This window comes from Flavobacterium sp. UMI-01, assembly GCF_019656315.1.
Classification (GTDB): domain Bacteria; phylum Bacteroidota; class Bacteroidia; order Flavobacteriales; family Flavobacteriaceae; genus Flavobacterium.
On record NZ_BPLU01000038.1, the window covers coordinates 512080 to 536982 of the forward strand.

Consider the following 24903-nt stretch of genomic DNA (forward strand, 5'->3'; position numbering starts at 1 on the left):
ATCATCATTGGTATTTGCGACCAAATTTTGAGTCATGCCCATTTCATAATCTATTGTATTTGTTTGATACGAATTACCATCCGATATTATTCACTAAATTAGGGCTTTTTGCTAATTCTGCATAAGGTAGTGGCGCATAATAATACTTAATATCATTCAAGTTTCTAGCCTCTACATCTATTTTATTATAAGTCAATGAATTATCAGGATTCTTAGTAATTTTTACCCCTTGTACTACCTCATTTAAAGGCAATACCCATCTTCTCATATCAAAATACCTATGGTTTTCAAAAGCCAGCTCTAAACGACGTTCATTTTGAATTAATTTTCTAAAAGCAGCTTTCCCCATTGCAGCCACTTCATCTACATACGTATTGCTTGTAATTTGGGCATTGGTACGGATACTTTTTATGATTGCAACCGCTGTTTGAGTCACTCCATCACCTAAACCGGTTGGTCCATACGCTTCATTTGCTGCTTCGGCTAAGTTTAAGTACATTTCGGTTCTTCTAAAATAAGGATTGTAATGTCTGTCTGTACTTGGAGCATTAACATCTTTTAAATTTGGCGTTAATGACAACCATTTTCTAACATAGTACCCTGTTCTGGTATTTCCTTGAACTTTAGATCTAGAATCTTTTCCTCCTTCAAAAATTTCCAATTGTCTATTATTAAAATCACTTCCGTTATGAAGTACATTCAAATAGAGTCTTGGATCTCTGTTAGCATAAGGATTGTTCGGGTCATAACCTGAACGTGAATCGGTGATTGGAAAACCATTTTTAGTATAAAAAGCGTCCACTAAGTTTTGTGAAGGTCCTGTTCTAGCTTGACCAAATTCGTTTACTGGATAATTTAAGTTTTCCAAAAGGGAACTTGTGAAAAAACTTCTCCATATAAACTCCGGTGGAGTGGTATTGCTATTAAAATCAGTTGCTTTTAAGCTTGAAAAAGCGCCAATTGTAGTAATAGCTTCTTGTGCATGAATCGCAGCGGTACGCCATTTATTGATATAGGCCGTTGTATTGTTTACCGTAAACTGTCCCATTCCGGTAATCGTTGTGATGGAATTGGGCTGATACGCAGGACTAGCTGCATACAATGAAACTCTTGATCTTAAAGCCATAGCCGTTTTTTTATCGGCTCTACCTAACTGACTTATTCCCAAAATAGGACTTGTACCTGTATATTGAAGCGGAAGGTTTGCGATAGCAACATCCAAATCACTAATGATTTGCGCTACACATTCTTCATACGTATTGCGTTTGATTGATTTTAAATCTCTAGATTCTTCCTCTGTCAAAGTACGTAACACAATTGGATACCCCAAGGCTTGACCATCAACTGTTTTACCACCATAGGCTTGTAACAAATGAAACCCCCACCAAGCACGTAAAAAATGTGCTTCTCCATTCAAGTTTTTCTTTTTAAGCGCATCATTGGCTGGTGAAACTAAATCATATTTCACATTATCACCCAATCCATGTTCCAAAAACAAATGGATGTTTCTAAATTGCGTATAAGCATTATCCCATGAACCTATAGGATTGGTATTGGGCGTTAAACTTCCGGTACCCACTTTATAAATGCTACCTGCAAAATTATTGGTAACCGCATTATCAGTAGCTGCGTCCAAAAATTCATTTCCGTAATCTGAAACAGCGGTATTAGCTAGATTTGCATAAGCATTCATTAAAAAACCTTCTGTGTTTTCAGGTAATGTTAAAGCAAAATCTTCGTTAAATGTATTATCTATTTCAGGCTCTAAAGCACAAGATACAAGTAGCGATACTGATACTACTGTTATTAACTTTATATATTTATTTTTCATCTTTATTTTTTTTAAAATCCTAAGGTTACACCACCAGTTATAGTTCTGAACAAAGGATAATTATTAACACCTGAATTTGGCACTTCTGGGTCTAATCCTTTTACATTAGATAGTACAAATAAATTGGTCCCTCTAACAAAGAATTTTACCGTTTTTACAGTCCACAAATCATTTGAAAATGAATAACTAAATTCTGTATTCTTTAATCTTAAAAATGAAGCATTTTCCATCCAAAAAGTTGATACTTGATTATCATTAGAGGAATCTAATGTGGTCAAGATAGGCTGTGAACCATTAGGATTATTTATAGGATGAAATCTATCTGTTGCTAAAACAGAATACTTCCCTTCTCCACTATTCCTAAAATAAGCATTGTTTTTGATGATATCTACTCCCATTTCAGAAGTCATTAATACTGACAATCCAAAACCTTTGTATTTAGCATCTAAGTTAAATCCTAATGTTGTTCTAGGAAAACTATTCCCTATAACGGTTTTGTCTTGCTCATTGATAACGCCATCGTTATTCAAATCTTTAAACGATACATTTCCTACTCCATACTCCCCTAAAGCTTGAAAAGGAGCATTATCTACTTCTTGTTGCGTCTTAAACAAACCATTAGAAACAAATCCAAAAATAGCATCTGAAGAATTCCCAACAGCGTTTAAGTACGTATCCGGAAATTGCGCTTGATTGGTTGCTTTTACCTTGTTTTTAGTGTATAAGAAATTGGCACCAATATTTAATTTTAAATCACCAATTGTGCCTAACCAATTTACGCTTCCGTCAACACCATTATTTTCAACAGCTCCCACATTTTGTGGTGTATTTAAACCTCCATTAACTGAAGTGTAAAAAGCTGGATTATTGAAAATAATTCGGTCTCTGTTTTCGTTAAAATAGTTTACTTCAAATTGTAATGTGTTTTTGAACAATGACCCTTCGACACCTACATTGAAATCTTTTGCTCTTTCCCAAAGCAAGTTAGGATTACCAAAATTGTTTAAACCTGTTCTTGGTACGGCAGGAGTAATATTTCTTTCCCCAAGATTAAAAGTTCCATTTCTGTAATATCTTGTGTCATACAAATAAAAATCAGTAGCACTGTCATACCCTAGCACCCCATAACTTGATTTTAATTTAAGGAAGTTAACCCATTTACTATCTTTCAAGAAATTTTCTTCACTCAATACCCAAGCTAAACCAAGTGATGAAGCTAAAAAGTGTCTGTTTTCTTTAGCAAACTTATTGCTTCCCATTAAGGCAATCGTAGATTCTAAATAATACTTATTCTTTACACTATAATTCGTTTTTAAGTACGTATTCGAATTGTCTATATTTTGAAATCTACCGGTATCTTGATTTAGATAATAGAAGTAAGACAAATCAAAATCCAATTTATGGTCTTTGTTAATCAAAGTACTGTACTTCAAATTAGATGTCCATCCTAAAGCTCTAGTGATGTTACTCGCTCTTTCGGTTCTATTTCTTTCAATAATTCTTTTGTTTAATTGTGTATAGCTTACAACAGGATCACCATTGACATCAAACCCTTTTTGAACAGCATATCGTATTGGATTACTAATTTGGTCGGCAGTATGCGATTGATAGTTATCAAAGCTAAGATTAGTGGCTATAGACAACCCTTTAACAAGCTGATTTAAATTATAATCCAAACCAAAATTTGTTTGCCCATAAAAGAAAACATTTTCTTGGTATCCACCATACATTAAATCCCCATAAAGACTGGTAGGATTTTCAAAAGAACCTCCTAGAGGCGGAATCACCTCATCACCTAACGAAGCTCCCTCTCCTTGAAAATTAGGATCCGTTATGACTAAAGGAAATTCATTCGGTCTTTCTGAATTAATTTTTCCAAAAACACCGTCTTGACCTAATTTACCCCAATTTCTAGACTCAATAATCCCGTTGATTGAAATGTGTGCTTTCAAATTTTTGGTTGCATCAAAATCAAGATTTCCTCTTACATTGATTCGGTCTTGTTTAGGTGTATCCCCTATTTTTTCCATACCATCCGTTCCAATGTAACCTAAAAAGATTCCGTATTGCGAAGCATCAGTTCCTCCCGAATATTCAAAAAATGCTTTTCTAAAGGGATTCGTGTCATTTAAAAAATAGCTGTTATGGTCAATATTAGGGTACAAAAGATCATTAACTCCTGTACTGTTTCTATAGCCTAAAATATCTTGGGCAGAATACTTTGCAGGAAAACCATCATTGGCCAAGGCCTCATTATACAAGGTTGCATAATCCGCACTGTTTAGGTATTTTGCTTTTCTTGACGTAATGTTGGCACCATATTCTACTGAGCCTTTGATAACCTGAGTATTTTTAATTCCTCGTTTGGTTGTTATCAAAACCACCCCATTAGTAGCACGAGAACCGTACAAAATTTTAGCAGTTGCATCTTTTAATACCTCAACACTCAAAATTTCTTCAGCGTTTAAGAACTCAATAGAACGTTCTACTCCATCTACAATAGTTATTGCACCATTAACATCCTCTCTACTTAACCCACGAACAAACAAATTGGGTACATTATTCCCTAAACCATTGGTTGTCATACGAGCAGACAAACCCGCTAATCTTCCTTGCAGTGCATTTGAAAAAACAATATCGGGTTGCGATTCTAAGGCAGTACCTGAAATTTTACTTATAGCCCCAGTTAAAGCTCTTTGAGTCGTTTTGCCATAAGCCGGCAATTCTATTGTATGTTGTTTTCCTTCAAATAAAGGTGTTGTTTGCATAACCACTTTATCTTTCACGGTTTCAGAACTTAACAAAATAACTTTGTCTTTATACCCATTGGCACTAATATGTACCATGTTTTCAGCATCTGCCTCTAAACTAAAATTACCCTGAGCATCTGTGTGTGTTTGAACCAATCCATCTCCTAATACAATTAAGGCATTGGAAATGGGTTGTTCTTTATCGTTAACCAATTTGGATTGTACTTTTATACTTGGCCTTTTTTGATTTTGGGCATAAGCACTTAATCCAAATTGAATCAAAATAAAAAATACGGAGAGTAATTTTATTTTAGGATTTTTCATTATTTGATTTTCTATAGTACTTTTCATAATTACCATCCTGGATTTTGTTTAAAATTATACAAGTCTTGGGCATCCGATTGCGCAACAGGGTACCAATATTGACGTAAACTAAACACGCGTTGCTCTGTAGTTAAATCAATATAGCTGTACGTAAAATTCAAAGTGCTTTTGTTAGCTACACTTGCATGATTACTTGGCGGAGTAGCTCTGATTCCTCTAATTGGTTTACTAAACACTTCTTCGGCAATCATCCAACGTCTAAGATCTACCCATCTGTGATTTTCCCACATTAACTCTACTGCACGCTCGTTACGGATTCTATTTCTAAAAGCTTCTTTAGTAGTAGTAAATTCAGGCAATACATTAGGCATTCCAACTCTATTTCTGATAATATTGATCGCATCAACAGCAGTTAATCCATAGCCTTTAGGGTCAGCAGTAGGACCGTAAGCTTCATTCATAGCTTCAGCGTAATCAAGATAAATTTGAGCTACTCTGATATAAATCGTATTGATTTGATATTTTTCCCATCCGCCTGTAAATGTATTTGCTTCTGGCCACAAATATTTCTTAATCATGTACCCAGACAACAGCCTGTCTTTAGTAAAAGTACTACTCGTTTGAATGTTATAATCTCTTCCTCCTACATACAATTCTTGGTACAATTTAACCCCTGTTGCATTTACTCCCCACTCTTCACCTGGCAAAATAACGTTGTTATACAATCTAGGATCTCTATTAGCAAATGGAGCTTGTGGATTGTATCCTGAACGCGAATCAGTAATAGGATAAGCTTGCCCACCATTGATTACTTCATACATATCGACTATGTTTTGAGTAGGATTAGAATAGGCCGAAGCATCATTTCCTGTTCCTCCTGATAAAAATTGTGGAATATAATTACATCTTAAACCTCTTGATTGAGAAGATCTTTTACCAGCATTCAATCGGAACCAAATGGATTCTGGAGAAGCGTTTTCACCTTCTGTGTAAAATATATTTTTGTATTCCGAAGCATTCATCAAGCGGAAACCAGCTCCACCTGAACCACTTTTGATATATTGGATCACATCATTAGCGTATTCAGCTGCTTTTTCTGACCATGATTGACTGTAGTTTAAATATTGAATACTATTTAAATCGTTTTGCATTAATGGACTAGCTGCATACAAAGTAGCCATTGATTTTAATGCCATAGCCGCTCCTTTTGTAGGTCTTCCAAATTGGTTATCATTCCATTTATGTGGCAACATTGTAATTGCTTTTTCTAAATCAGTCAACAACCATTCAGTACTTTCAGCATAAGTAAGTCTTTCTAAATCCAAATTATCATCCGCAGCTAATGCTTTATCCAAAATGGGCATCCCACCCCAGCGTTGAATTACTTGAAAATAATACCAGGCTCTGTAAAAATATGCTTGTGCTAATAATTCCTCTTTTTGAGCATCAGTCATATTTACAGCTGCTCCGCCAGTTAATCTCTCAATCACTTTATTAGTCACACGAATACAATACAAAGAATTGGTAATTACTGGTCCTTGATCAAATCCTGCATTTCCTAACCAACCTAGTTCTGGAACAGCTGCTCTATTAAGCCAAGCCCCAGTATTAAGTACTTTAGCAATATTACCATTGTAGGGACTTCCTGCTTCATCTGACAAACAGTTTATAGAAGTTCTATCAATATTTTGTGGACGCCAATGGTGGATATCCAATAAAAATTCATAACAGTTGTCCAAATACCCTCTTGTCGATTCATAACTTGAAAAAACATCTTCTTCTGTAAGTCCAAAATCAGGATTTACATCTAAATAATCTTCACAAGATGACACGCTTATCACAAGCAGTACCATTATTATTTTATAAAATTTTGCTTTCATCTTTTCTATTTATTAAAATGCAACCCTTAAACCAAAACTATATCTTTTCACTACAGGGTAACTATTCCCCCCTGCTACCTCAGGATCTAATTGATCATCGAGTTTAGACCACGTAAATAGATTAATTCCGTTAGTATATAGTTGCAATGAATTTAATCCTATTTTTTTGACCAATGCTTTTTTAAATTGATAACTCAACTCAACACTTTTTAATCGTACATACGATCCGTCCACATAAGTCAAAGTACTAGCTGTTTTATTATGAGCATTGGATAAATGCAGGGCTGGTTTTGTAGCGGTAGCAGCTGTTTCAGGAGTCCAACGATCTCCCACATTTTCACGTGCCTGAATGTACCCATTGTAGTCAAAATAATAGCCGTTAGGAATCGTATATCCTACATCGCTAACCCCATAAAAACGTGCAGAAAAAGCAAATCCTTTATATTCAGCTCCTAAACCAAGCGTATAACTTCTTAATGGAAATCCATCGGTATTTTCCATTGGAACACTATCTTCACTATTTACAACACCATCTCCATTAAAATCTACAAATACCACATCACCAGGTACTAAATTCCCTTGACTTACTCCTAAACTAGGTGTAGGTCCGTTGTAGATATCATCTAAACTTTGATAAAAACCATTTTCTAAAATACGGCTAGTGTAACCGATTGTTTTTCCTTGTTGTTTAAGGTATTCTGCTCTTAGCCTTGGATCGTTTCTAAATACGATTCGGTTTTCAGTAAATGCAGTATTCAAGTTAATATTATAATTAAAATCATCTCCAATTTTATCTTTCCAGCTTAACTCCAACTCATAACCGTGTTTTTTAGTTTCACCAATATTCCCTGTTGCAAAATCAGGAACTCCTACAAACGAAGGCAATCTTACATCCATCAAAATTCCCGTACGATTCTCTTTGTAAAGGTCTAAACTGAAACTAATCTTTTTGAATAAATCAGCCTTAAAACTTAAATTATGAACCTTACTAACTTCCCAAGTAGAGTTTTCGTTCGCCAAAGCGCCTTCTACATATCTTGGTCCGTAAGGCGTCAAATTGGTAAGACCATAGTTCACATTACTTCCTGTTCCATACGTTTGAAAGTATTGAAAACGAGCCCCTGGATCATCTCCAGAGAAACCATAGGAAAAATTAATCTTAAATAAATCCAACCATTTCTCCGCAAATTTTTTAACCAAAGGTTCCTCTGAAACAACCCAACCTAAACCTACAGAAGGAAAAAAACCAAATCTTTTGCCTGGAGCAAATTTTTCTGAACCAGAATATGAACCGTTGGCCTCTAATAAATACCGTTCCTTGAAATAATAGTTAACCCTTCCAATCCATTCTTCTCTTTTCTCTAAATAACCTGTTCTAAACGTATTGGATTGTCTCCACATAATTGCATTCGTACTCACTTTGTGGTTACCAAAAGTACGTTTGTAATCAAATTGGAATTTGTAATTTAAATTTCTACTGTAAGCCCCATTTCCACCAAACAATACGGGATTAGTAGAAGTCATTGGACCTTCCTGCGCTTGATCATTTGGAAATCTAATTTCAGTTAAGACAGGATAAGTAGTACTCCCATCTGGCCCTATAATTGGAGAAGAATAATCATACGTACGGAAATATCTAATTTTATCAAAGTTAACAGAAGCACCTACGCCACTACGCAAAATTCTTTTTTCGTAATTTGATTCTGAAGAGTAATTGATACTTCCTGAAAAACTAAGTCCTTTAGTAATAAAATCCAGTCCTTGTTTTAATTCAGCATCATAAAAACCTTGAAAGTATTGGTAAGTTCTTTTACCTCCTTCATTCATTTGCATGATGATGTTGGTATCACCTATCGAGCTATCAGCATAATAACCTTGTTCGTCTCTGATAGGAAATAAATTTTGAGGAGCATTAAAAATCAAACCAAAGAATTGCGATTGACCAAAACCATCTTCACCATTTCCATCAATACGATACCCCGGCTGTTGTCTCTCTCTGTAATTTCCAGAAAAATTCACACTAAATTTAGTTGTAGAAGTGATATCAAAATCAAAATTTGAACGGAAATTATATTTTTGAAGACCAAAAGCAGGGTCATAAACATCATTAGCAATGGTCTTGAAGATATCTCCATCGCTTTTATACCCTAACGATACAAAATATTTAACCAGTTTAGAACCGCCATTTACATTTAAGTTATAGGTTTGCTCTGTTCCTGTTCCCATCAATTCATCTGTCCAATTCACTTCTGGGAAATAAACATTGTAAGGTCCTCTTTTATCATAATTTTGTTCCCATGCCGTGATAGTCGATTCAGGGATTAACTGCGCCCAGTTCCTATCATTAGCTGCTGCCTCGTTGTATAATTTTTGTGCTGTAATATAATCGGCAAACTTAGGCTTGGCAGTTGGCTCTTTAAAACCAAAATTAGCTGTGAAATTAAATTTAGTTTCCCCTATTTTACCTCTCTTAGTCGTGATTAATATTACTCCATTAGCTCCCCTTACACCATAAACAGCAGTAGCTGATGCATCCTTCAGGACAGAGATGGTTTCAATTTCATTAGGGTCTATATTGTTAATATCTCTTTGAATACCATCAACTAATGTTAATGGTCCACCATTCCCTTGCCAAGATGATTTCCCTCTAATAAAAATATTAGCTGCATCAGAACCTGGTTTTCCGTTCGTATTGATAATCGTCACACCCGGAATAAGTCCTTGAATAGATTCAGAAATCGTACTTACTGAGTTCATTTGTTGCAGTGCTTCTCCTTTTATGGTTGCTACAGCCCCAACAAGCGTTTTCTTGGTTTGTTTAGCAAAACCTACAACAACAACCTCATTCAAATTGGCAGCATCTACTTCCATTTTAATTTTTAACTGCCCCTTAGCTTTATTTACCTTCGTAATTACAACGGTCTTAAAGCCTACATAACTAATTTCAATATTGGAATTCAAATCCACTCTAAGTGAAAATTTCCCATCAAAATCAGTATTGGTTCCTTTTGAAGTACCTTGCTGTACAACTGTAGCTCCAATTAATGGTAAGCCTTGATCATCTGTAACAGTTCCTTCAACAATAATGTCATTTTGTTCTACACTTTCCGTAGCTATAGTATTTTCTGCAGACAAAAAGTTTGGTGCTACCATTAAACACAAACACAATAATGTCTTAGACAACAGATAGCCTTTTGTCTTCACTTTAAAAAGCTTTACTGATACGTTCATATTTATATTTTTAAAAATTCTAAACATTGATTTGAATTAAGTTGCATAATTTTTTTCATAGTTAAGTCGTTTTAGAAGGTTAGTTTTTAATTCATTTTTATTAATGATTTAAGGCAAATTTAACATACTAAATTCGTTTACAATTCTCATTTAGGGGGTAGTAATGTTTCAAATGAGTCTAAAAACCCCCAATAAATACAAGCATTACAACATTTTGAACCATTTTTGAGACAATCATTTTACAGGAAAAATTAGAAGGGATTTTAAAGCCCAATTGGTATTAAAAAAATAAAAAAATTAACATTTTAAGAACCTTGTATCCGTTTCTAATGATGCATGTTTTTTCAGAAATAAAAAAGCCTCAATTATAAAATTGAAGCTTTATAAAATTAAAGTAGTTTTTTTCAATGGTATTGAAATTTCCTTATTTACATTTACTGCTCTTTTCCTTTTTTATTTTTTAACGGCTTATAAGTGGCATCGTAAGCAGGATTACGATTTGTGGGTATGGGAGCCTGAATTGTTTTTCTCCAATTGTCCAATTTTGCCAAAAGTTCCTTGGCTTTTTGAGGATTTGCTTTTACCAAATTGTGACGCTCGCCTAAATCTGTTTCTAGATTATACAATTCCAGCGCATTGTCTTCAAAATACTGATGCAATTTCCAATTTCCCTCAATAATAACTGAGCCTGGTCTTGTTCTAAACAAAGGATCTCGAGCGTCGTCTTTCTCACTATCATAAGCCTCTAAGTAAATGGGAAAGTGAAAAAACAAAGGCCGCTCTTTTATTTTTTCTCCTTTTAAAACAGCTAAAATCGAAGTTCCGTCTAGTTTTTTGTTTGGTAATTTCAGCTTGAGCATATCCATAAAAGTAGGATAAAAATCCAAATTCGTAATGGGTGTTTCGGACACGGTATTGGGTGCAACAATTCCTTTCCAACGTATGATATAAGGTACACGGATTCCACCTTCGTAATACGAACCTTTTCCAGCTCGTAAAGGATGTTGAGACGAAATTTTTCTTATCCCTCCATTGTCTGAGGTAAAAACGATTAGTGTGTTATCCAGATGCAAACTTTCTAAGGCATTCATCAAAAGTCCGATGTTTTTATCCACGGTTTCAATCATACCCGCATAAACGGCATTGTTTTGAAGTTTATCACCCCCTTTTTTAGAATATTTTTTCTCCAATTCAGCTGTGGTTTCTAAACGGGTATGTACGGCATAAAAAGGTAAATAAACAAAAAAGGGTTTGTCTTTATTTTCCGAAATAAATCGGATGGTTTCCTGAGTCAATCTATCGGTCAAATTTTCACCATCAGGACCATTTTCTAAAGAAGGTAAATTATAAGGCGAAAAATAACCTCCATTTCCTGGAGCTCCTTGATGACCTCCTCCATAATTCACATCAAAGCCTTGTGTTTTGGGATTTTTGCCTAAATGCCATTTTCCAAAAGTCCCCGTTACATAGCCTTGTTGTTTGAACATTTCAGCCATCGTAAGTACCGAATCGGCTAAAATCTCGTTGTTTTCAATGGGAATTAATTTTCGTGTTTTAGCATTGCCACGTTCTGAATTACCCACGGTGTAGATACCATGTCTGGGCGTATTTTGCCCACTCATCAAACAGGCTCTACTAGGAGCACAATTAGCGGCAGCAGCATAGCCTTGGGTAAACCGCATACCCGACTTGGCTAATTGATCAATATGAGGCGTTTCGTAAAACCTACTCCCATAGGTTACAGTATCCATCCATCCTAAATCATCTACATTAATATAAATAACATTAGGCTTATTTGCCTGACTGTAGGAAGTCGAAATGGAGAGTAGTAAAATCAATACTATATGATGGATTTTCTGCATCAATTGCCTTTTTAGTCTTTGTACATTTCTAAGATAAATCAAGTTTTTTGTTATCAGCTCCTTTACTTATTTTTTTGACAAATAAGATTTTGAAACCAAAAAAGCATCGCATTTTTTCATGATATCTTCATACACCGCAACATCTGCTTTTTTGCTAAAAAAGGGACTATTAAAAAAACCATGCCCTTTTCCTTCATACGATTCTAAGCTACATTCATTTCCTGCTTCTTTCATCAAACTCGCAAAACGCTCTGCATTTTCAAAAGGAACGGTGGTATCCGCTGTTCCATGAAATACCATTGTGGGAACTATTCCTTTCTTAATATGATGTACAGGAGAAATAGCGGTTTTATTCGTTTCACCCACGCTTTTCATTCCGTATCCTTTTTCAGTAGTATCCAATACGGGATTGAACAGTATCATCGCATTAGGTACTGAACTAATCGAAAGATTTTCTCCTTCCTCCTCATAGCCCTCAATAATTCCGGTACAAACTGCCAAATGTCCACCTGCTGAACCACCAGAAGCTACTAATTTGTTTGGATTAATCCCTAATTCACGCGCATGTTCACGCACCCATCGCACCGCTGATTTGGCATCCTTTACAGCTTCAAAAGGCGTGGTTTGATTGCGTTGTTTAACACGGTAGTCTGCTGAAATCGCTACCATTCCTCTATCAGCAAAATAGCGCGCTTGCTGATAAAACTGATTGGGATTCCCGCTGTTCCATCCGCCTCCAAAAAAGAAAATAATCACGGGTGTTTTATCCTTTGCGCTGTGTTTTTTGGGATTAAAAATATGCAAGGCCAAATCTACTCCATTGACACTTTTGTAGTTCTGGATTTTATCTGGAGAAAAGGTTTCTTTTGCACCTTCATTTTGCGCCTGAAGAGACAATGTAGAACTTAAAAAAAAGGTAAAAATCAAGGTTACTATACTCCAATTATATGTAAAAGAAGATTTTGTAACTCGGTTGAATTTTCTCTGTTTCTGAGTAATGGTATTTTGATTCATATTAATGTGCTGTTTTTTTGATGTTTTTCAAATCTACTCCTTTAAAATATTTCTCCAAAATATAAGCTGGCTGCTTGTCATCAGGAATTTGCTTCAACTTTTTATAATCGTATTCTAAAGGTAAAATCTTTTTAGGATTCATATTGACCTCATCATGAGTAGCTACACGCCATTGGTCTAATAAACGCATCATCTCCTCTACCTTAGTTTTATAAATTGCATCTGTAGCCAAATTATGAATCTCCAAAGGATCGTTCTTCAAATCAAACAATTGGGTATAATTGCGTTCGGGATAGGTGATGATTTTCCAATCGGCAGTGCGTACTGCTCTCACTGTCGTTCTGTAAGCGGTATATAACGATTCTCGTGTTTTGGTCGCTTTGCCTTTGATAATAGGAGCTAAATTTTCACCATCCACTGCTGTTGGTGCAGGAATGTTAGCCAAATTACTCAAGGTAGGAAACAAATCGAATAGATAAACCATAGCGTCTTTCTTTTCGTTCTTCGGAATGCCTGGCCCACTGATAAGCATCGGTACTTTCATACTGTGTTCGTACAAGTCTTGTTTGCCTAATAAACCATGACTTCCAATAGCTAAACCGTTGTCAGCTGCATACACGATTATGGTGTTTTCATACAAACCTTGTTTTTTTAAGGTTTCGATTATGTCTCCAATTCGGTTATCCAAATGACTAATTAAAGCATAATAATCTGCCAAAGAGGCCTGAATCATTTCTGGTGTACGTGGCCATGCCCCTAGCGTTTCATCACGAACATTCATATTGTCAAACTGAAAAGGGTGTAATGCTTTGAAATTTCCAGGCAACGGAATGGTTTCATCAGGATACATGCCAATGTAATCTTGTCTTGGAGAACGTGGGTCATGCGGCGCTGTAAAAGCCACATAACAAAAGAACGGATTCACTTTTTTGCTTTTGGCGTAATCTGTTAAATAGTGAATTGCTGCATCCGCAAATAGATCGGTTGAATATCCATTCTTAGTAGGTTCGCTTAATTTGCCATCTTTCCCTAAACTTCGCATTGGGGTAGCATAATGGTCGGCCATACCGCCAGTGAATACATTCTCTCCCTTTTGAAAACTTTTTTCAAAGCTTTCCATTTCGTTATGCCATTTGCCCGTACCAAAAGTTTCATACCCATTTTCAGCAAAATGCATCGGCATGGTTCGTACTCCTTTCAGTTTATCATACACATGAAAAAGGCTTTTACCACTCATTAACATCGCACGACTGGCAGCACAAATAGCACCGTGATTCCCTCCCATGACATAGGCATTTTCAAATTGCACCCCGTTTTTAGCGATTTGATCAATATTAGGCGTTTTGATATAAGAGTTTCCTGCGCACCCCAAGGCATCAGCTCTCTGGTCATCGGCAAAAAGAAACAAAATGTTGTATTTTTTATCTTTTGACTTTTTAGAGGATTGAGCAGAAACATTACTTACCAATAAACCACTAATCATAATGACATTAAGAGACAACAACAAATACTTTTTCATATGTGTAAATTTTATTTTTTAATTGGTCACATATGTTATCGCCCTTTTACTCATTGGTGTTTGCTTCACTGAGTTAATATTTTTTATATGTGTTCAGCGAATTTCATTTGTTTGCGCAAACTTCTAGTTAATGGCGATTTCATAGATAGAAAATCAAATTGTTTTTATTTTTACATGCTAAAATTAAGCTTTTAAAAGGTTTTTCCAACCTCTAGACTTAATTTCTTTTCCTACTTCACGAAGCACTTTAACATCCTCAGGATGCATTTCTCCCGAAGGAAGTGGCCCTGTATTTAATAATAAATTAGCCGGATATTCATTGGCTTTCTTCAACATCGCAATAACCTCTTCTTTGGTTTTATGATTTCCGTCTTCTGTTTTGGTATATCCCCAACCTTTGCGTTGTAAATGATCACAAATTTCTAGTGGCACTTTTATATTTTCTTTGGAACTAAACTTTCTTTCGGGCGCTAAGAAATCTTCCGTTCCTAACAGTCCTTGTTTGTAGGACACCAATACTTGTGGTTGTTTGGCATGAATCATATCATACAATTCTTGGCATTTGAATAACGAACGGTCTCCGGTCATAGGCACTCCAATTCCGTCCAACCAAATTCCAGCAATTGGTGCGTAATTGGTCAATAATTCATTGACTTGATTGGACATAAATTCCAAATAAATATTCAAATCGTGTTCAGCACCATATTTATAATAGGGTTCAGGCGTATCAAATTTTGGTCTGGCCGAACTGCCCCATTTATCATTGTTCGGTGCGTGCGGATGACGCCAATCGCGACCGTGCGAATAATACAAAAAGAAAGCCAATCCTTTCTTATTGCATTGCTCCGAAAGTTCCGCAACTAAATCTCTCTTAGCTGGAGAATTGACACTATTGAAATCGGTATATTTTGTATCCCATAAGCAAAAACTATCATGGTGACGCGTGGTTAGGTTGATGTATTTCATCCCTGCTTGTAGCGCTAAATCGGTGATAAAATCAGCGTCAAATTTCTCTGCTGTAAATTGATCTTTTAATTTAGCGTAATCGGCCACATGAATTTTTTCATTATTTTGAACCCATTCATGTCTTCCTAATATAGAATACAATCCGTAGTGAATAAACATCCCATACTTGGCATCCTTAAACCATTGGGTAGCCGCTTCACGAGGATTCTTGGCATATAATTCTTTGTAATCGGTCAAATAAGAAGGTATTTGGTTTTCATTTCCTGAAAGTCCAAATGGCAAAGCTGATTTGCAGCCAGTGAATAACATCGTTCCTGCTCCGGCAAGTAATGATAATTCAATAAAATCTCTTCTTTTCATATGTGTAAATTATATTTTTTAAGCGGTCACATATGTTATCGCCCTTTTACTCATTGGTGTTTGCTTCCGCAAACTTCTAGTTAATGGCGATTTCATAATATAGTGCGCTTGGTTGTTAATCTTAAATATTGTATGTTTTTCCAATTAAAATAAACCAAAAAAGGAAGTAGTTGCGTACTCCCTTTTGGTAGGTTTATATGATTTTAAAAAATTTCATATCCTTATTTCAATGGACTGATGGTATAGGAATACTGTAAATTTGCTGGTTGAATTCGGAATTCAGGATGCGCTAAGGCTTTTTCACTCCAACTGTTATCGCCACCAATTCCTGTTTGACCATAGTCGATATTGATGTTTACCAAATCTCTCTTCTTGATATCCGTAGTATGGCGTTGTTGTTTGGCTTTACCCGCATCAAAATCGCTGTTGTATTGATGGTGAGCGCTAAATCCTAACAATTGATTTCCTTTAATTTGAATTCCTTTTCCTGCATTGTTTTTAAATGTTACCCAACGAACATCCGTTTTATACCCATTTTCTTGTGGACGAATGTATGGGAAATACAAATCGGCTACCTTGGCTTGGTAATCGCCTACTAATGCAGCTGTATTTCTATCATTGTAATTTTCAAAGGGACCTCTACCAAACCATGCTACATTTTGATACTCATTTTTGACAATAAAGTTATTTCCAAATCGAGGCAAATGAGGTAAGTTTTTGTCAATATTACGTAAGGTATTGGTAACTGTAATCGCTCCTGAAGGCGTCACTTCATATTCTACCACCACTTGTCCTTTAACATCTGACAATTCAAAAACCGTTTGAATGCGAACATTTCCTTTGCTATTCTTCGCTTTTGAAATAGCAATTTCTTTGTCATTAGCAAGAAATTTAACCGACACCAAAGTTTGGTGGTCAGTTGCTTTTTTCCATACGTCTAATTTCTCTGGAGATTTAGCTCCAAAATCATTATCGGTAGCTGCACGCCAAAAATTAGGTTTCACACCTTCAACCAAAATATTTCCGTTACCGTAATCCAAACTGGTAATTTTTCCGGTTTTAACATCTAATTTCAAATCAAAATTGGCATTCGAAAGTGTCGTTGTGTTATTCTCTGAAGCGATAGCAATTTTCTCTTTCGAATCAGATGCATTCACCGCAAAATTTTCTTTGGTCAATTGAAATTGCTCAAAAGCCACCACATGATTCAGTGGCAATAAATCCGTTGCTTTTTGATTTAAAGCATAAATATTCAGATGGTATTCAGCAGTTGCATTTTCGAATTTAGGCAAATCAAATTTCACAATGCTACTTTGATACGGTTCAATTTCCATTTTTGGCAAACTGCCTTTTGCAATTTCTTTTCCGTTTTCTAATAACACCCAAGTAAATTTAAAATCCTCTAAGTTGGTAAAATCATACTTATTTTTGATTTCGATTTCACCCTTTTTTAAATCAATCGCTTTGAATTTAATGTATTGGTACACTTTTTTCACTTCATATAAAGCGGGGTGTGCCGTTCTATCAGGATTTACAATTCCGTTCAAGCAGAAGTTTACATCGTTTTGCAAATGTTTTCCACCTAAATCACCTCCATAAGCCCAGAATTTCTCTCCTTTAGCATCTTGAGTCAACATCCCTTGGTCCACCCAGTCCCAAATAAAACCACCTTGCATGATATCGTACTTTTCAATCACATCCCAGTATTTTTGCAAATTCCCCACACTATTTCCCATGGCGTGTGCGTACTCACACTGAATCAAAGGTCGGGTAGGATTTTTTTCAGCATATTCAATCATTCTTTCAATTGGCCAATACATCGGAGCTTGGATATTCGTGTTGGCATAATTAGTAGCACCTTCATATTGTGTAGGCCTTGTACTATCTTGCTTTTTTAACCATTTATAAGTGGCAAAAAAGTTTTCGCCATTCCCTGCTTCGTTTCCTAATGACCAAGTTACGATGCAAGGGAAATTTTTATCTCTTTCAAACATTCTAACAGTTCTGTCCATGTGCATGCCTTTCCATTGTGGTAAATAAGCCGGGTGAACCGCTTGGTCTTTTTTATTTTTATCCAAACCTTGGTTGGTTGTTCCCATACCATGGGTTTCGATGTTGGCTTCGTCAACTACATAAAAACCATATTTATCACACAATCTATAAAAATGAGGGTCTTTTGGGTAATGACTGCAACGAATCGCATTTAAGTTATTTTGCTTCATTACCTCCAAATCTTTTAGGGTCAACGCTTCTGAAACTGCATGTCCTTCGGTATCGCTATGGTCGTGAAGGTTGGCTCCTTTTAGGTAAACCGCTCTTCCGTTGACCAAAAATTGATTGTTTTTAATTTCAATTTTTCTAAAACCAACTTTTATAGAAGTTGCTTCCGTTGTTTTGCTGTTTTCATCTTTCAAATCAATCACTAGAGAATACAAATTAGGATGCTCTGCATTCCAAGTTTTCACATTGGGGATTTCCTTAGAAAAATCAACGACATTTCTTCCTGCTTTTAGATCTATTTTTTTAGTTTCAGCATACACTTCTTTGTTTCCGTCCAATAATTTAATTTCAAGTGTTCTTTTAGCTGGTTTTTTAGTGTTGTTATCCACTTTGAAAGCCACTTTAAAAAGACCGTCTGTATAATTATTTTCTAAATCCGCAGTCACTCTAAAATCTCTTACCGTTACTTTGTTTACCGCATAAACATAGACATCACGCTCGATTCCGCTTAATCTCCAAAAATCCTGATCTTCCATATAGCTGGCATCAGACCAACGCAATACTTGAACCGAAACCGCATTTTTTCCTTTACGAACAAATTTGGTGATATTAAATTCCGCTGGCGTTTTGCTACCTTCATTGTAGCCTACTTTTTGACCGTTGACCCAAACATACATAGCACCACTTACCCCTGCAAAATGAAGGTAAATATCCTTTCTATCCCAGTTTTGAGGAATATCAAAATCTCTTTTGTAGCTTCCTACATTATTGATATCATGAGGTATAAAAGGCGGATTGGCTGGAAACATATAAATTCTATTGGTATAAACAGGAATTCCAAAACCTTTCATTTCCCAGTTCGACGGCACTTGAATGGTACTCCATCCTTTTAGACTAAAATCTTCTTTATAAAAGTCTGTTGGACGTTGTGAAACATTTTCAGCATAATAAAAATTCCAAGTTCCATTTAAGGATTGGTACATCGAGGAATTGTTCCAACTTTCATTTTTCAGCGCTTCCTGGGTTGAAGGATAACGATAAAAAGAAGCGGTTGGTTCTTCTCTATTCATTTGAAAAATCTCTGGATTCTCCCATTCAGGATTTTCCCATTTGGGCGCATTATAAACAGTTTTTTCCTGTGCTGTCCCACTATACAAACCGAAACTCGAAACGATTAGTAAATAAAAATATTTAGTCATTAGATATAAAATTATTGTTTTTTTTAATGAATTTAGACCCACTTTAATACGATAAGCAAATGATTTTCTAACGAAGAACCATTTACTATCCTGACAAATTTAGAACAAAACACACAGCTACAAATATCAATTAAGGGAGAAAAATGTTGCATATCAAGTTTAAAACACCTTACTAATCAAATTAATACCATTATTAAATAAAAACAAACCCTTACTTTATTCCCAAAAATTTTCAACTATGAAGTGTTGAGCCTTTTTTTATAAACAAACTTTTTATAATCCTATTATTATTCCTTTCAACTAGTTTTAGCTTTCTATTTTAATTTAATGTCAACCGTAAACTTGATGAATAAGTCATTACTTTTTAAAAAGGGAACCATTTAATTTCAATTAGAATAAAAAATTCTTTAAACCAAATCAATGTTTTTCTTCTAAAAAAAACGGCTGTAGATCATAATAATCTACAGCCGCATATAAAAACCAAACTAACGAACTTCTTTAATGGATCAATTCCATCTCATTTTTAGGATTTATTAATACCCTGGGTTTTGCAACAACTTTTTATTTATGTCTGTTTGAGATGTTGGTATTGGGAATAAATAATCATTACGACTAAAATTACGTACAGAAGCAGGCTCAAGTAATATGGCTCTTCTAGGACCTACACCAGTATTAGTTGTTTTTTCACCATAAGGAAATGCTGAAGGCTTATACAAAGCTGAATTCCCTTGATAATTAGTTCCTTCAATTACAGCTCCAAATATGTCTTGACCTAATTCTTGTTCTGCAATCCCCCAACGTTTTACATCATTGAACCTAGAACTCTCAGCGTAAAGCTCGATTGTACGCTCTCTTCTGATTTCTGTTCCAATATTCATATTATTCGTTGTTAAAAACGCATTTGTCAAAGGAGGCAAACCTGCTCTTGCTTTAACTTTATTAATTGACTCATTCATTTGAGCATCTGTTAAACTACCATTCAATTCATACAAAGCTTCGGCATACATTAAATATACTTCAGCCAAACGTAAGTAAGGTAAATCAGGAGATTCTGTTTGTGAAGGTCTATACACAGGCCATTTCCAGCTAATGAATTTTGAATTGTAATATCCAAAACTGTTTGGAGCATTTAAAACAACAGAACCATCTACAGGAATTTCATGAGTCGTATTAGGAGTAAAATAAGCTCTCAATCGATAATCTCTGTTTTGATACTCATCAGAAGTTTTTGTGTATCCTTTAAACAATGGTGATTTATCAATAGGCAAACCATCTCTACATAAAAACATATCCATCATTTTTCTATTAGGAATTAATCGCCCTTGAGAAGTATGACTGATTAAAGCACGAGATTGTCTTAAAAGATTATCATATTTACCATAAAAAATATACTCTTTATTTGATGATTTATCCAATCCTGCAGGATTTGAACCAGCATCTTCTAACATAAACAAATAATAAGAACTCATATTATCGAGCACGTTATTATAATTCCATAATTGATACCCCCCTTGATCCATAACAGTTTTAGTCAAGGTTACCACTTCTTGTAAATAAGAATTAATTTTTGAAGGGTCATAACCTTTACTTCCCGCTCCACTAACAATTCCATCACCATCTGTAGTCGTACCTACATATTTCATCCAAGTAGCTTCATGCAACAACACCTCGGCTTTGTAAGCCATAGCGGCCCATTTACTAATTTTCCCTTTATCTGCTGCAGGAATTTGCTGTTCTGTAGGCAACCCTGCAATAGCTGCATCTAAATCCGCTAACACCTGAGCAACCACTTCATACCTGCTATTTCTCGGAGCATATAATTCTGGGGAGTTAACATCTAATGGAGTTGTAATCAATGGCACTCCTCCAAAACGCTGCACTAGGTAAAAATATTGATAAGCTCTATGAAATCTTGTTGCAGCTACATATTGAGCGATATCATTAGGATTCCCTTTATATGCTTCAGCTCTTTTTAACAACAAGTTCATATCTCTAATAGCAGTATAAGCATTAGAGTAAAAGGCATCGGTAACAGGGGCAATAGTTTCACCTCTACCGTAATCTTGCATCCCTCCTGCTTCTTTAAAACCAATTAGGTCAGAACCATGATCTAAGGTTTCTCCTAAAGCTGTCCAAGGCACTAAGTTGGTATAAAACTTGTTTGAGCCAGTCAAAAAGTGCTCCGCCTCTGTATAATAAACCGCATCGGTTAAGGATGCTGGTGGCGCTAAGTCTATAAATTCATCTGCACATGATGCAAAAAGAACCAGAAGAGATGGTAATATTATTTTATTTATCTTTTTCATTTGTATAACATTTAAAAATTAAAAAAAACTAGGAATTATAACGAAACTTTTACACCCAACGCCCATGTGCGCATAAATGGATAAGCACTATCATTTGAACTAGCTTTCGATTCTGGATCAAATCCATCTTTAACACTGGTAAATTCAAATAAGTCATTTCCAGAGAAATAAATACGTAGTGAATTAAGATCTGTATTACCAATTTTTATAGTAGGAAAAGTATATCCTATAATAAGTGATTTCATTCGTAGATATCTATTGTTTTGTAATAAGAAATCTTTATTCGTATAATTCCATCCAGATATAGCTCCTAAAGTACTCAGTCTAGGAAATTCAGCATTTGGATTATCTTCAGTCCATGTTCTACCTAACCATGTACTCGATTGGTTTTGCCATGCCGCTTGAAAAGGACTTGCAAAGTATCCCGTTCTTAAAATTTTATGATCTAAAGCTCCTTGAAAAAAAGCTGTAAGGTCAAATCTTTTGTACTTAATATCAAAATTAAAACCATATACATAATGAGGAGTAGCATCCCCTTGATACGTCAAATCATTTGTATCAATAGTACCATCACCATTTGAATCTACTACACGAGTATCTCCTGGACGTAAGGCATTAGTTGAAGTTTTTGCTGGCAAAATACCACCCGCTTTCAAGCTGTTATAATAATCATTAACCTCTGTTTGATTAGCAAAATACCCATTGGTTTCATACATATAAAAAGAGTTAATTGGTTTGCCTAAAATGTTTCTAGAAGCATCTGCTGCATTCAAACCAGCAACAATAGTTTGAGCACCGTCATATTTAGTAATTTTATTTCTGCTATCACTCATATTAGCACTCACTGAGAAATCTAAATCACCAATTTTATCATTCCAACCCAACATCACTTCCCATCCTTTGTTTTCTAAATTTCCAATATTAGTAAAAGGTGCAGATGTTCCAAGCGCTTGAGGATAGATACCTCTTACAAGCATTCCGACATTCTCTTTTTGATACAAATCAATTGCTCCAAATAATTTGTTGTTAAACAATCTAAAATCTAGACCAATTTCTTTATTCACAATTCGCTCCCAAGTAGTTGTTTGACTAAACAAACTACTAGCAGAAGAAGTTGCCTGTAAACTAGCAGAATCTCCAAAAATAGTTGAACCAAAATTAACAAGAGATAAATACCCAAAATTACCAATACCAGAAGTACTTCCTAATTCACCGTATCCTCCACGGATTTTTAAGAAAGAGACAATTTTACTATCTCTAAGAAAATCTTCGGAACTAATTACCCAACCTCCTGATATACTACCGTAGTTAGACCATTTAGCGCCTTCAGCAAATCTTGAAGACCCATCTCGTCTTCCTTGAACTTCAAGTAAATATTTACTTTTATAATCATAATTTACACGACCAATGTAGCCAAAAAAGCCCCAAGCCGTTCCACCACCTGATGTTGTAATCGCTTGATCTGTGGCACCTAAATTCAAATCATAAACGCCATTATCGATAAAACCATTTCTTCTGGCACTAAATTCTTTAATTTCGTTTTTCTCCGCTTCAATTGCTATTAAACCTGATATGTTGTGATCACCAAACCTATTGCTATAATTTAAAGCTCCTTTATAGTTTTTATACGTAATATTACCATCATTACTATCTGGCCCTGTACTTTCTTGAATATAGGACTGACTATTGATTTGAGAAGGAGCTTTTACCCCAAACCAGTTGTATGTAGGAACAGTCACTACATAGGTTTGATTAAAAGAATTTTGTTTACTAACAGCGTACGATCCTGTAAAATTTAATTGATCTGTAATTTTATAGATAGCCTGTGCAGATATTTTGAACTGTTCATTTTTATCAAGTTCACGACCACCATCGATAACTTCTGCAACTGAATTTCTTTCACCTGCTATATTTCCACCAAAATTAGCATACCATTGTCCAAGAGGATTTTTAGAAGGAAATAAAGGAGCATCATAGGTAATAGCATCTCTATCTAGTCCTCCTGAAGGTCCAGAGAATTTGGTATGAAAATAAGAAACATTTGTATTCAATGTAAGTCTATCACTAATGTTTGCAGTATGATTTAAGATAAAATTATATCTATCTGTGATGTCATCTGTAACTTTTAAACCTCCAACATTTTGATCATAACCCGCAGAAATACGGAAACTACTTTTGTCACCACCTCCAGAAACACTAAAATTGTGTTGTGTAGAAAAAGAATTTCCAAACATTTCATCAAATCTATTACCGTTACCTAAGTAAGCTTGTCCAGCATTATTACCTAAGGTATAAATACCCTCTTCACCAGCTGCAATCCTTTCTAAATTTGGTATTCCAACCCAAAATGCATAGTTTGGACTTTTACCTGCTGCTATATCTTCACGAGCGGCATTTAAATAAAGTTGTCCATATTCTTTCATTGTTGAGGAAGGAGGACGAATACCAATTGTTCCAATACGAGAAACAGTACTCATATCCACTTTTATAACACCTTTTCCTTTCTTAGTCGTTACTAAGATAACTCCTCCCGCAGCACGAGAACCGTAAACTGAAGCCGATCCACCTTTTAAAACACTTATATTCTCAATGTCATTAGGATTCATATCGTTAAAAGAGGAAGAGTTTATCGCTGGAATTCCGTCGATAACAACAAGAGGTTCTATACCATTAATAGAAGAAGCACCACGAATAAGAAAATTAATTCCCTCATCTCCTGGTCTTGACGAGTTACGTGTAACCACTAAACCAGGCGTACGCCCTTGAAGTGCCAAAGCTGCATTACCTACTGCTAAATCTTCAAAGACTTCTGCTTTTACTTGTTCTACAGCTCCTGTTAAGGTTTCTTTTTTAGCTGTTCCGTAGGCAACCACTACCACTTCTTCTAAAGTTGCAACATCTTCTTTCAAGCTTATTTTAACAGTTGAAGCATTCCCAACTTTTACTTCTTGAGTCACATATCCTATATATGTAGCTACTAAAACACTATTAGAATTAGGTACTTTAATAGTGAAATTTCCATCTAAATCTGTAGTAGCAACAATAGACGTCCCTTTGACCAAAATATTTACCCCAGGAATTCCCATATTATCACTCGCACTAACAATTTTACCTGTAATCGTTTTATCTTGAGAAGGGGATAAATTTAAAATTTCTACAGAGTCTTTGTTAACAAAAGCCGCATGAGATTCAGCTGATAAACCAAAAATGAACAAACCTGTAATCAAATACGGGCTTGCTAACAAATTCAGTTTCGTCCAATTTTGTTTTGTTTTAATCATACAATTTAATTTAAAGTTTAGATAATAGATTAATCATAAATCCTTAAATACAATATTAATTATATACATAGGTAAATGTGATAATTTATCACCCAAGAGCAATAAATTAATAACCATTTGCTCAATAAATAGCATTATAACAACCTATTGACGTCGAATA

Annotated in this window: 11 protein-coding genes; all 11 read right to left on the bottom strand. The window is 35.2% G+C overall.

The features are described from left to right. Positions 1-73: 73 nt before the first annotated feature. Positions 74-1831 (bottom strand): RagB/SusD family nutrient uptake outer membrane protein, encoded by a 1758-nt coding sequence (locus tag K5R64_RS12490; protein ID WP_220763873.1) that lies wholly within the window; start codon positions 1829-1831, stop codon positions 74-76. 11 nt (positions 1832-1842) lie between these two features. Beyond that, positions 1843-4932, bottom strand: a complete 3090-nt coding sequence (locus K5R64_RS12495) for a SusC/RagA family TonB-linked outer membrane protein (protein ID WP_220763874.1) — start codon at positions 4930-4932, stop codon at positions 1843-1845. A gap of 2 nt (positions 4933-4934) precedes the next feature. Next, positions 4935-6785, bottom strand: coding sequence for a RagB/SusD family nutrient uptake outer membrane protein (locus tag K5R64_RS12500; protein ID WP_220763875.1), 1851 nt, complete (start codon positions 6783-6785; stop codon positions 4935-4937). A 12-nt stretch (positions 6786-6797) separates the two neighbouring features. Then, positions 6798-10016, bottom strand: coding sequence for a TonB-dependent receptor (locus K5R64_RS12505; protein WP_220763876.1), 3219 nt, complete (start codon positions 10014-10016; stop codon positions 6798-6800). A 434-nt stretch (positions 10017-10450) separates the two neighbouring features. Further along, a complete protein-coding gene (locus tag K5R64_RS12510) occupies positions 10451-11878 on the bottom strand; it encodes a sulfatase (protein WP_220763877.1) in 1428 nt (475 codons plus the stop codon). A 66-nt stretch (positions 11879-11944) separates the two neighbouring features. Next, complete coding sequence (locus K5R64_RS12515; RefSeq protein ID WP_220763879.1) at positions 11945-12892, bottom strand: alpha/beta hydrolase; 948 nt, start codon at positions 12890-12892, stop codon at positions 11945-11947. Between the two features lies 1 nt (position 12893). After that, complete coding sequence (locus K5R64_RS12520; protein ID WP_220763882.1) at positions 12894-14411, bottom strand: sulfatase-like hydrolase/transferase; 1518 nt, start codon at positions 14409-14411, stop codon at positions 12894-12896. A 183-nt stretch (positions 14412-14594) separates the two neighbouring features. Continuing rightward, positions 14595-15737, bottom strand: a complete 1143-nt coding sequence (locus tag K5R64_RS12525) for an alpha-L-fucosidase (protein WP_220763883.1) — start codon at positions 15735-15737, stop codon at positions 14595-14597. Positions 15738-15958: 221 nt separating this feature from the next. Further along, complete coding sequence (locus tag K5R64_RS12530; RefSeq protein ID WP_220763884.1) at positions 15959-19156, bottom strand: glycoside hydrolase family 2 TIM barrel-domain containing protein; 3198 nt, start codon at positions 19154-19156, stop codon at positions 15959-15961. A gap of 533 nt (positions 19157-19689) precedes the next feature. Then, on the bottom strand, positions 19690-21462 hold the full coding sequence (locus tag K5R64_RS12535; RefSeq protein ID WP_220763885.1) for a RagB/SusD family nutrient uptake outer membrane protein: 1773 nt from the start codon (positions 21460-21462) through the stop codon (positions 19690-19692). 35 nt (positions 21463-21497) lie between these two features. Continuing rightward, positions 21498-24743 (bottom strand): TonB-dependent receptor, encoded by a 3246-nt coding sequence (locus tag K5R64_RS12540; RefSeq protein ID WP_220763886.1) that lies wholly within the window; start codon positions 24741-24743, stop codon positions 21498-21500. Between the last annotated feature and the right edge of the window lie 160 nt (positions 24744-24903).

Excerpts from the sequence above, each read along its gene's own strand:
- K5R64_RS12495 (WP_220763874.1), bottom strand. The coding sequence starts at position 4,932 with ATGAAAAGTACTATAGAAAATCAAATAATGAAAAATCCTAAAATAAAA.
- K5R64_RS12520 (WP_220763882.1), bottom strand. The coding sequence starts at position 14,411 with ATGAAAAAGTATTTGTTGTTGTCTCTTAATGTCATTATGATTAGTGGT.
- K5R64_RS12500 (WP_220763875.1), bottom strand. The coding sequence starts at position 6,785 with ATGAAAGCAAAATTTTATAAAATAATAATGGTACTGCTTGTGATAAGC.
- K5R64_RS12525 (WP_220763883.1), bottom strand. The coding sequence starts at position 15,737 with ATGAAAAGAAGAGATTTTATTGAATTATCATTACTTGCCGGAGCAGGA.
- K5R64_RS12530 (WP_220763884.1), bottom strand. The coding sequence starts at position 19,156 with ATGACTAAATATTTTTATTTACTAATCGTTTCGAGTTTCGGTTTGTAT.
- K5R64_RS12515 (WP_220763879.1), bottom strand. The coding sequence starts at position 12,892 with ATGAATCAAAATACCATTACTCAGAAACAGAGAAAATTCAACCGAGTT.
- K5R64_RS12510 (WP_220763877.1), bottom strand. The coding sequence starts at position 11,878 with ATGCAGAAAATCCATCATATAGTATTGATTTTACTACTCTCCATTTCG.
- K5R64_RS12540 (WP_220763886.1), bottom strand. The coding sequence starts at position 24,743 with ATGATTAAAACAAAACAAAATTGGACGAAACTGAATTTGTTAGCAAGC.
- K5R64_RS12535 (WP_220763885.1), bottom strand. The coding sequence starts at position 21,462 with ATGAAAAAGATAAATAAAATAATATTACCATCTCTTCTGGTTCTTTTT.
- K5R64_RS12490 (WP_220763873.1), bottom strand. The coding sequence starts at position 1,831 with ATGAAAAATAAATATATAAAGTTAATAACAGTAGTATCAGTATCGCTA.
- K5R64_RS12505 (WP_220763876.1), bottom strand. The coding sequence starts at position 10,016 with ATGAACGTATCAGTAAAGCTTTTTAAAGTGAAGACAAAAGGCTATCTG.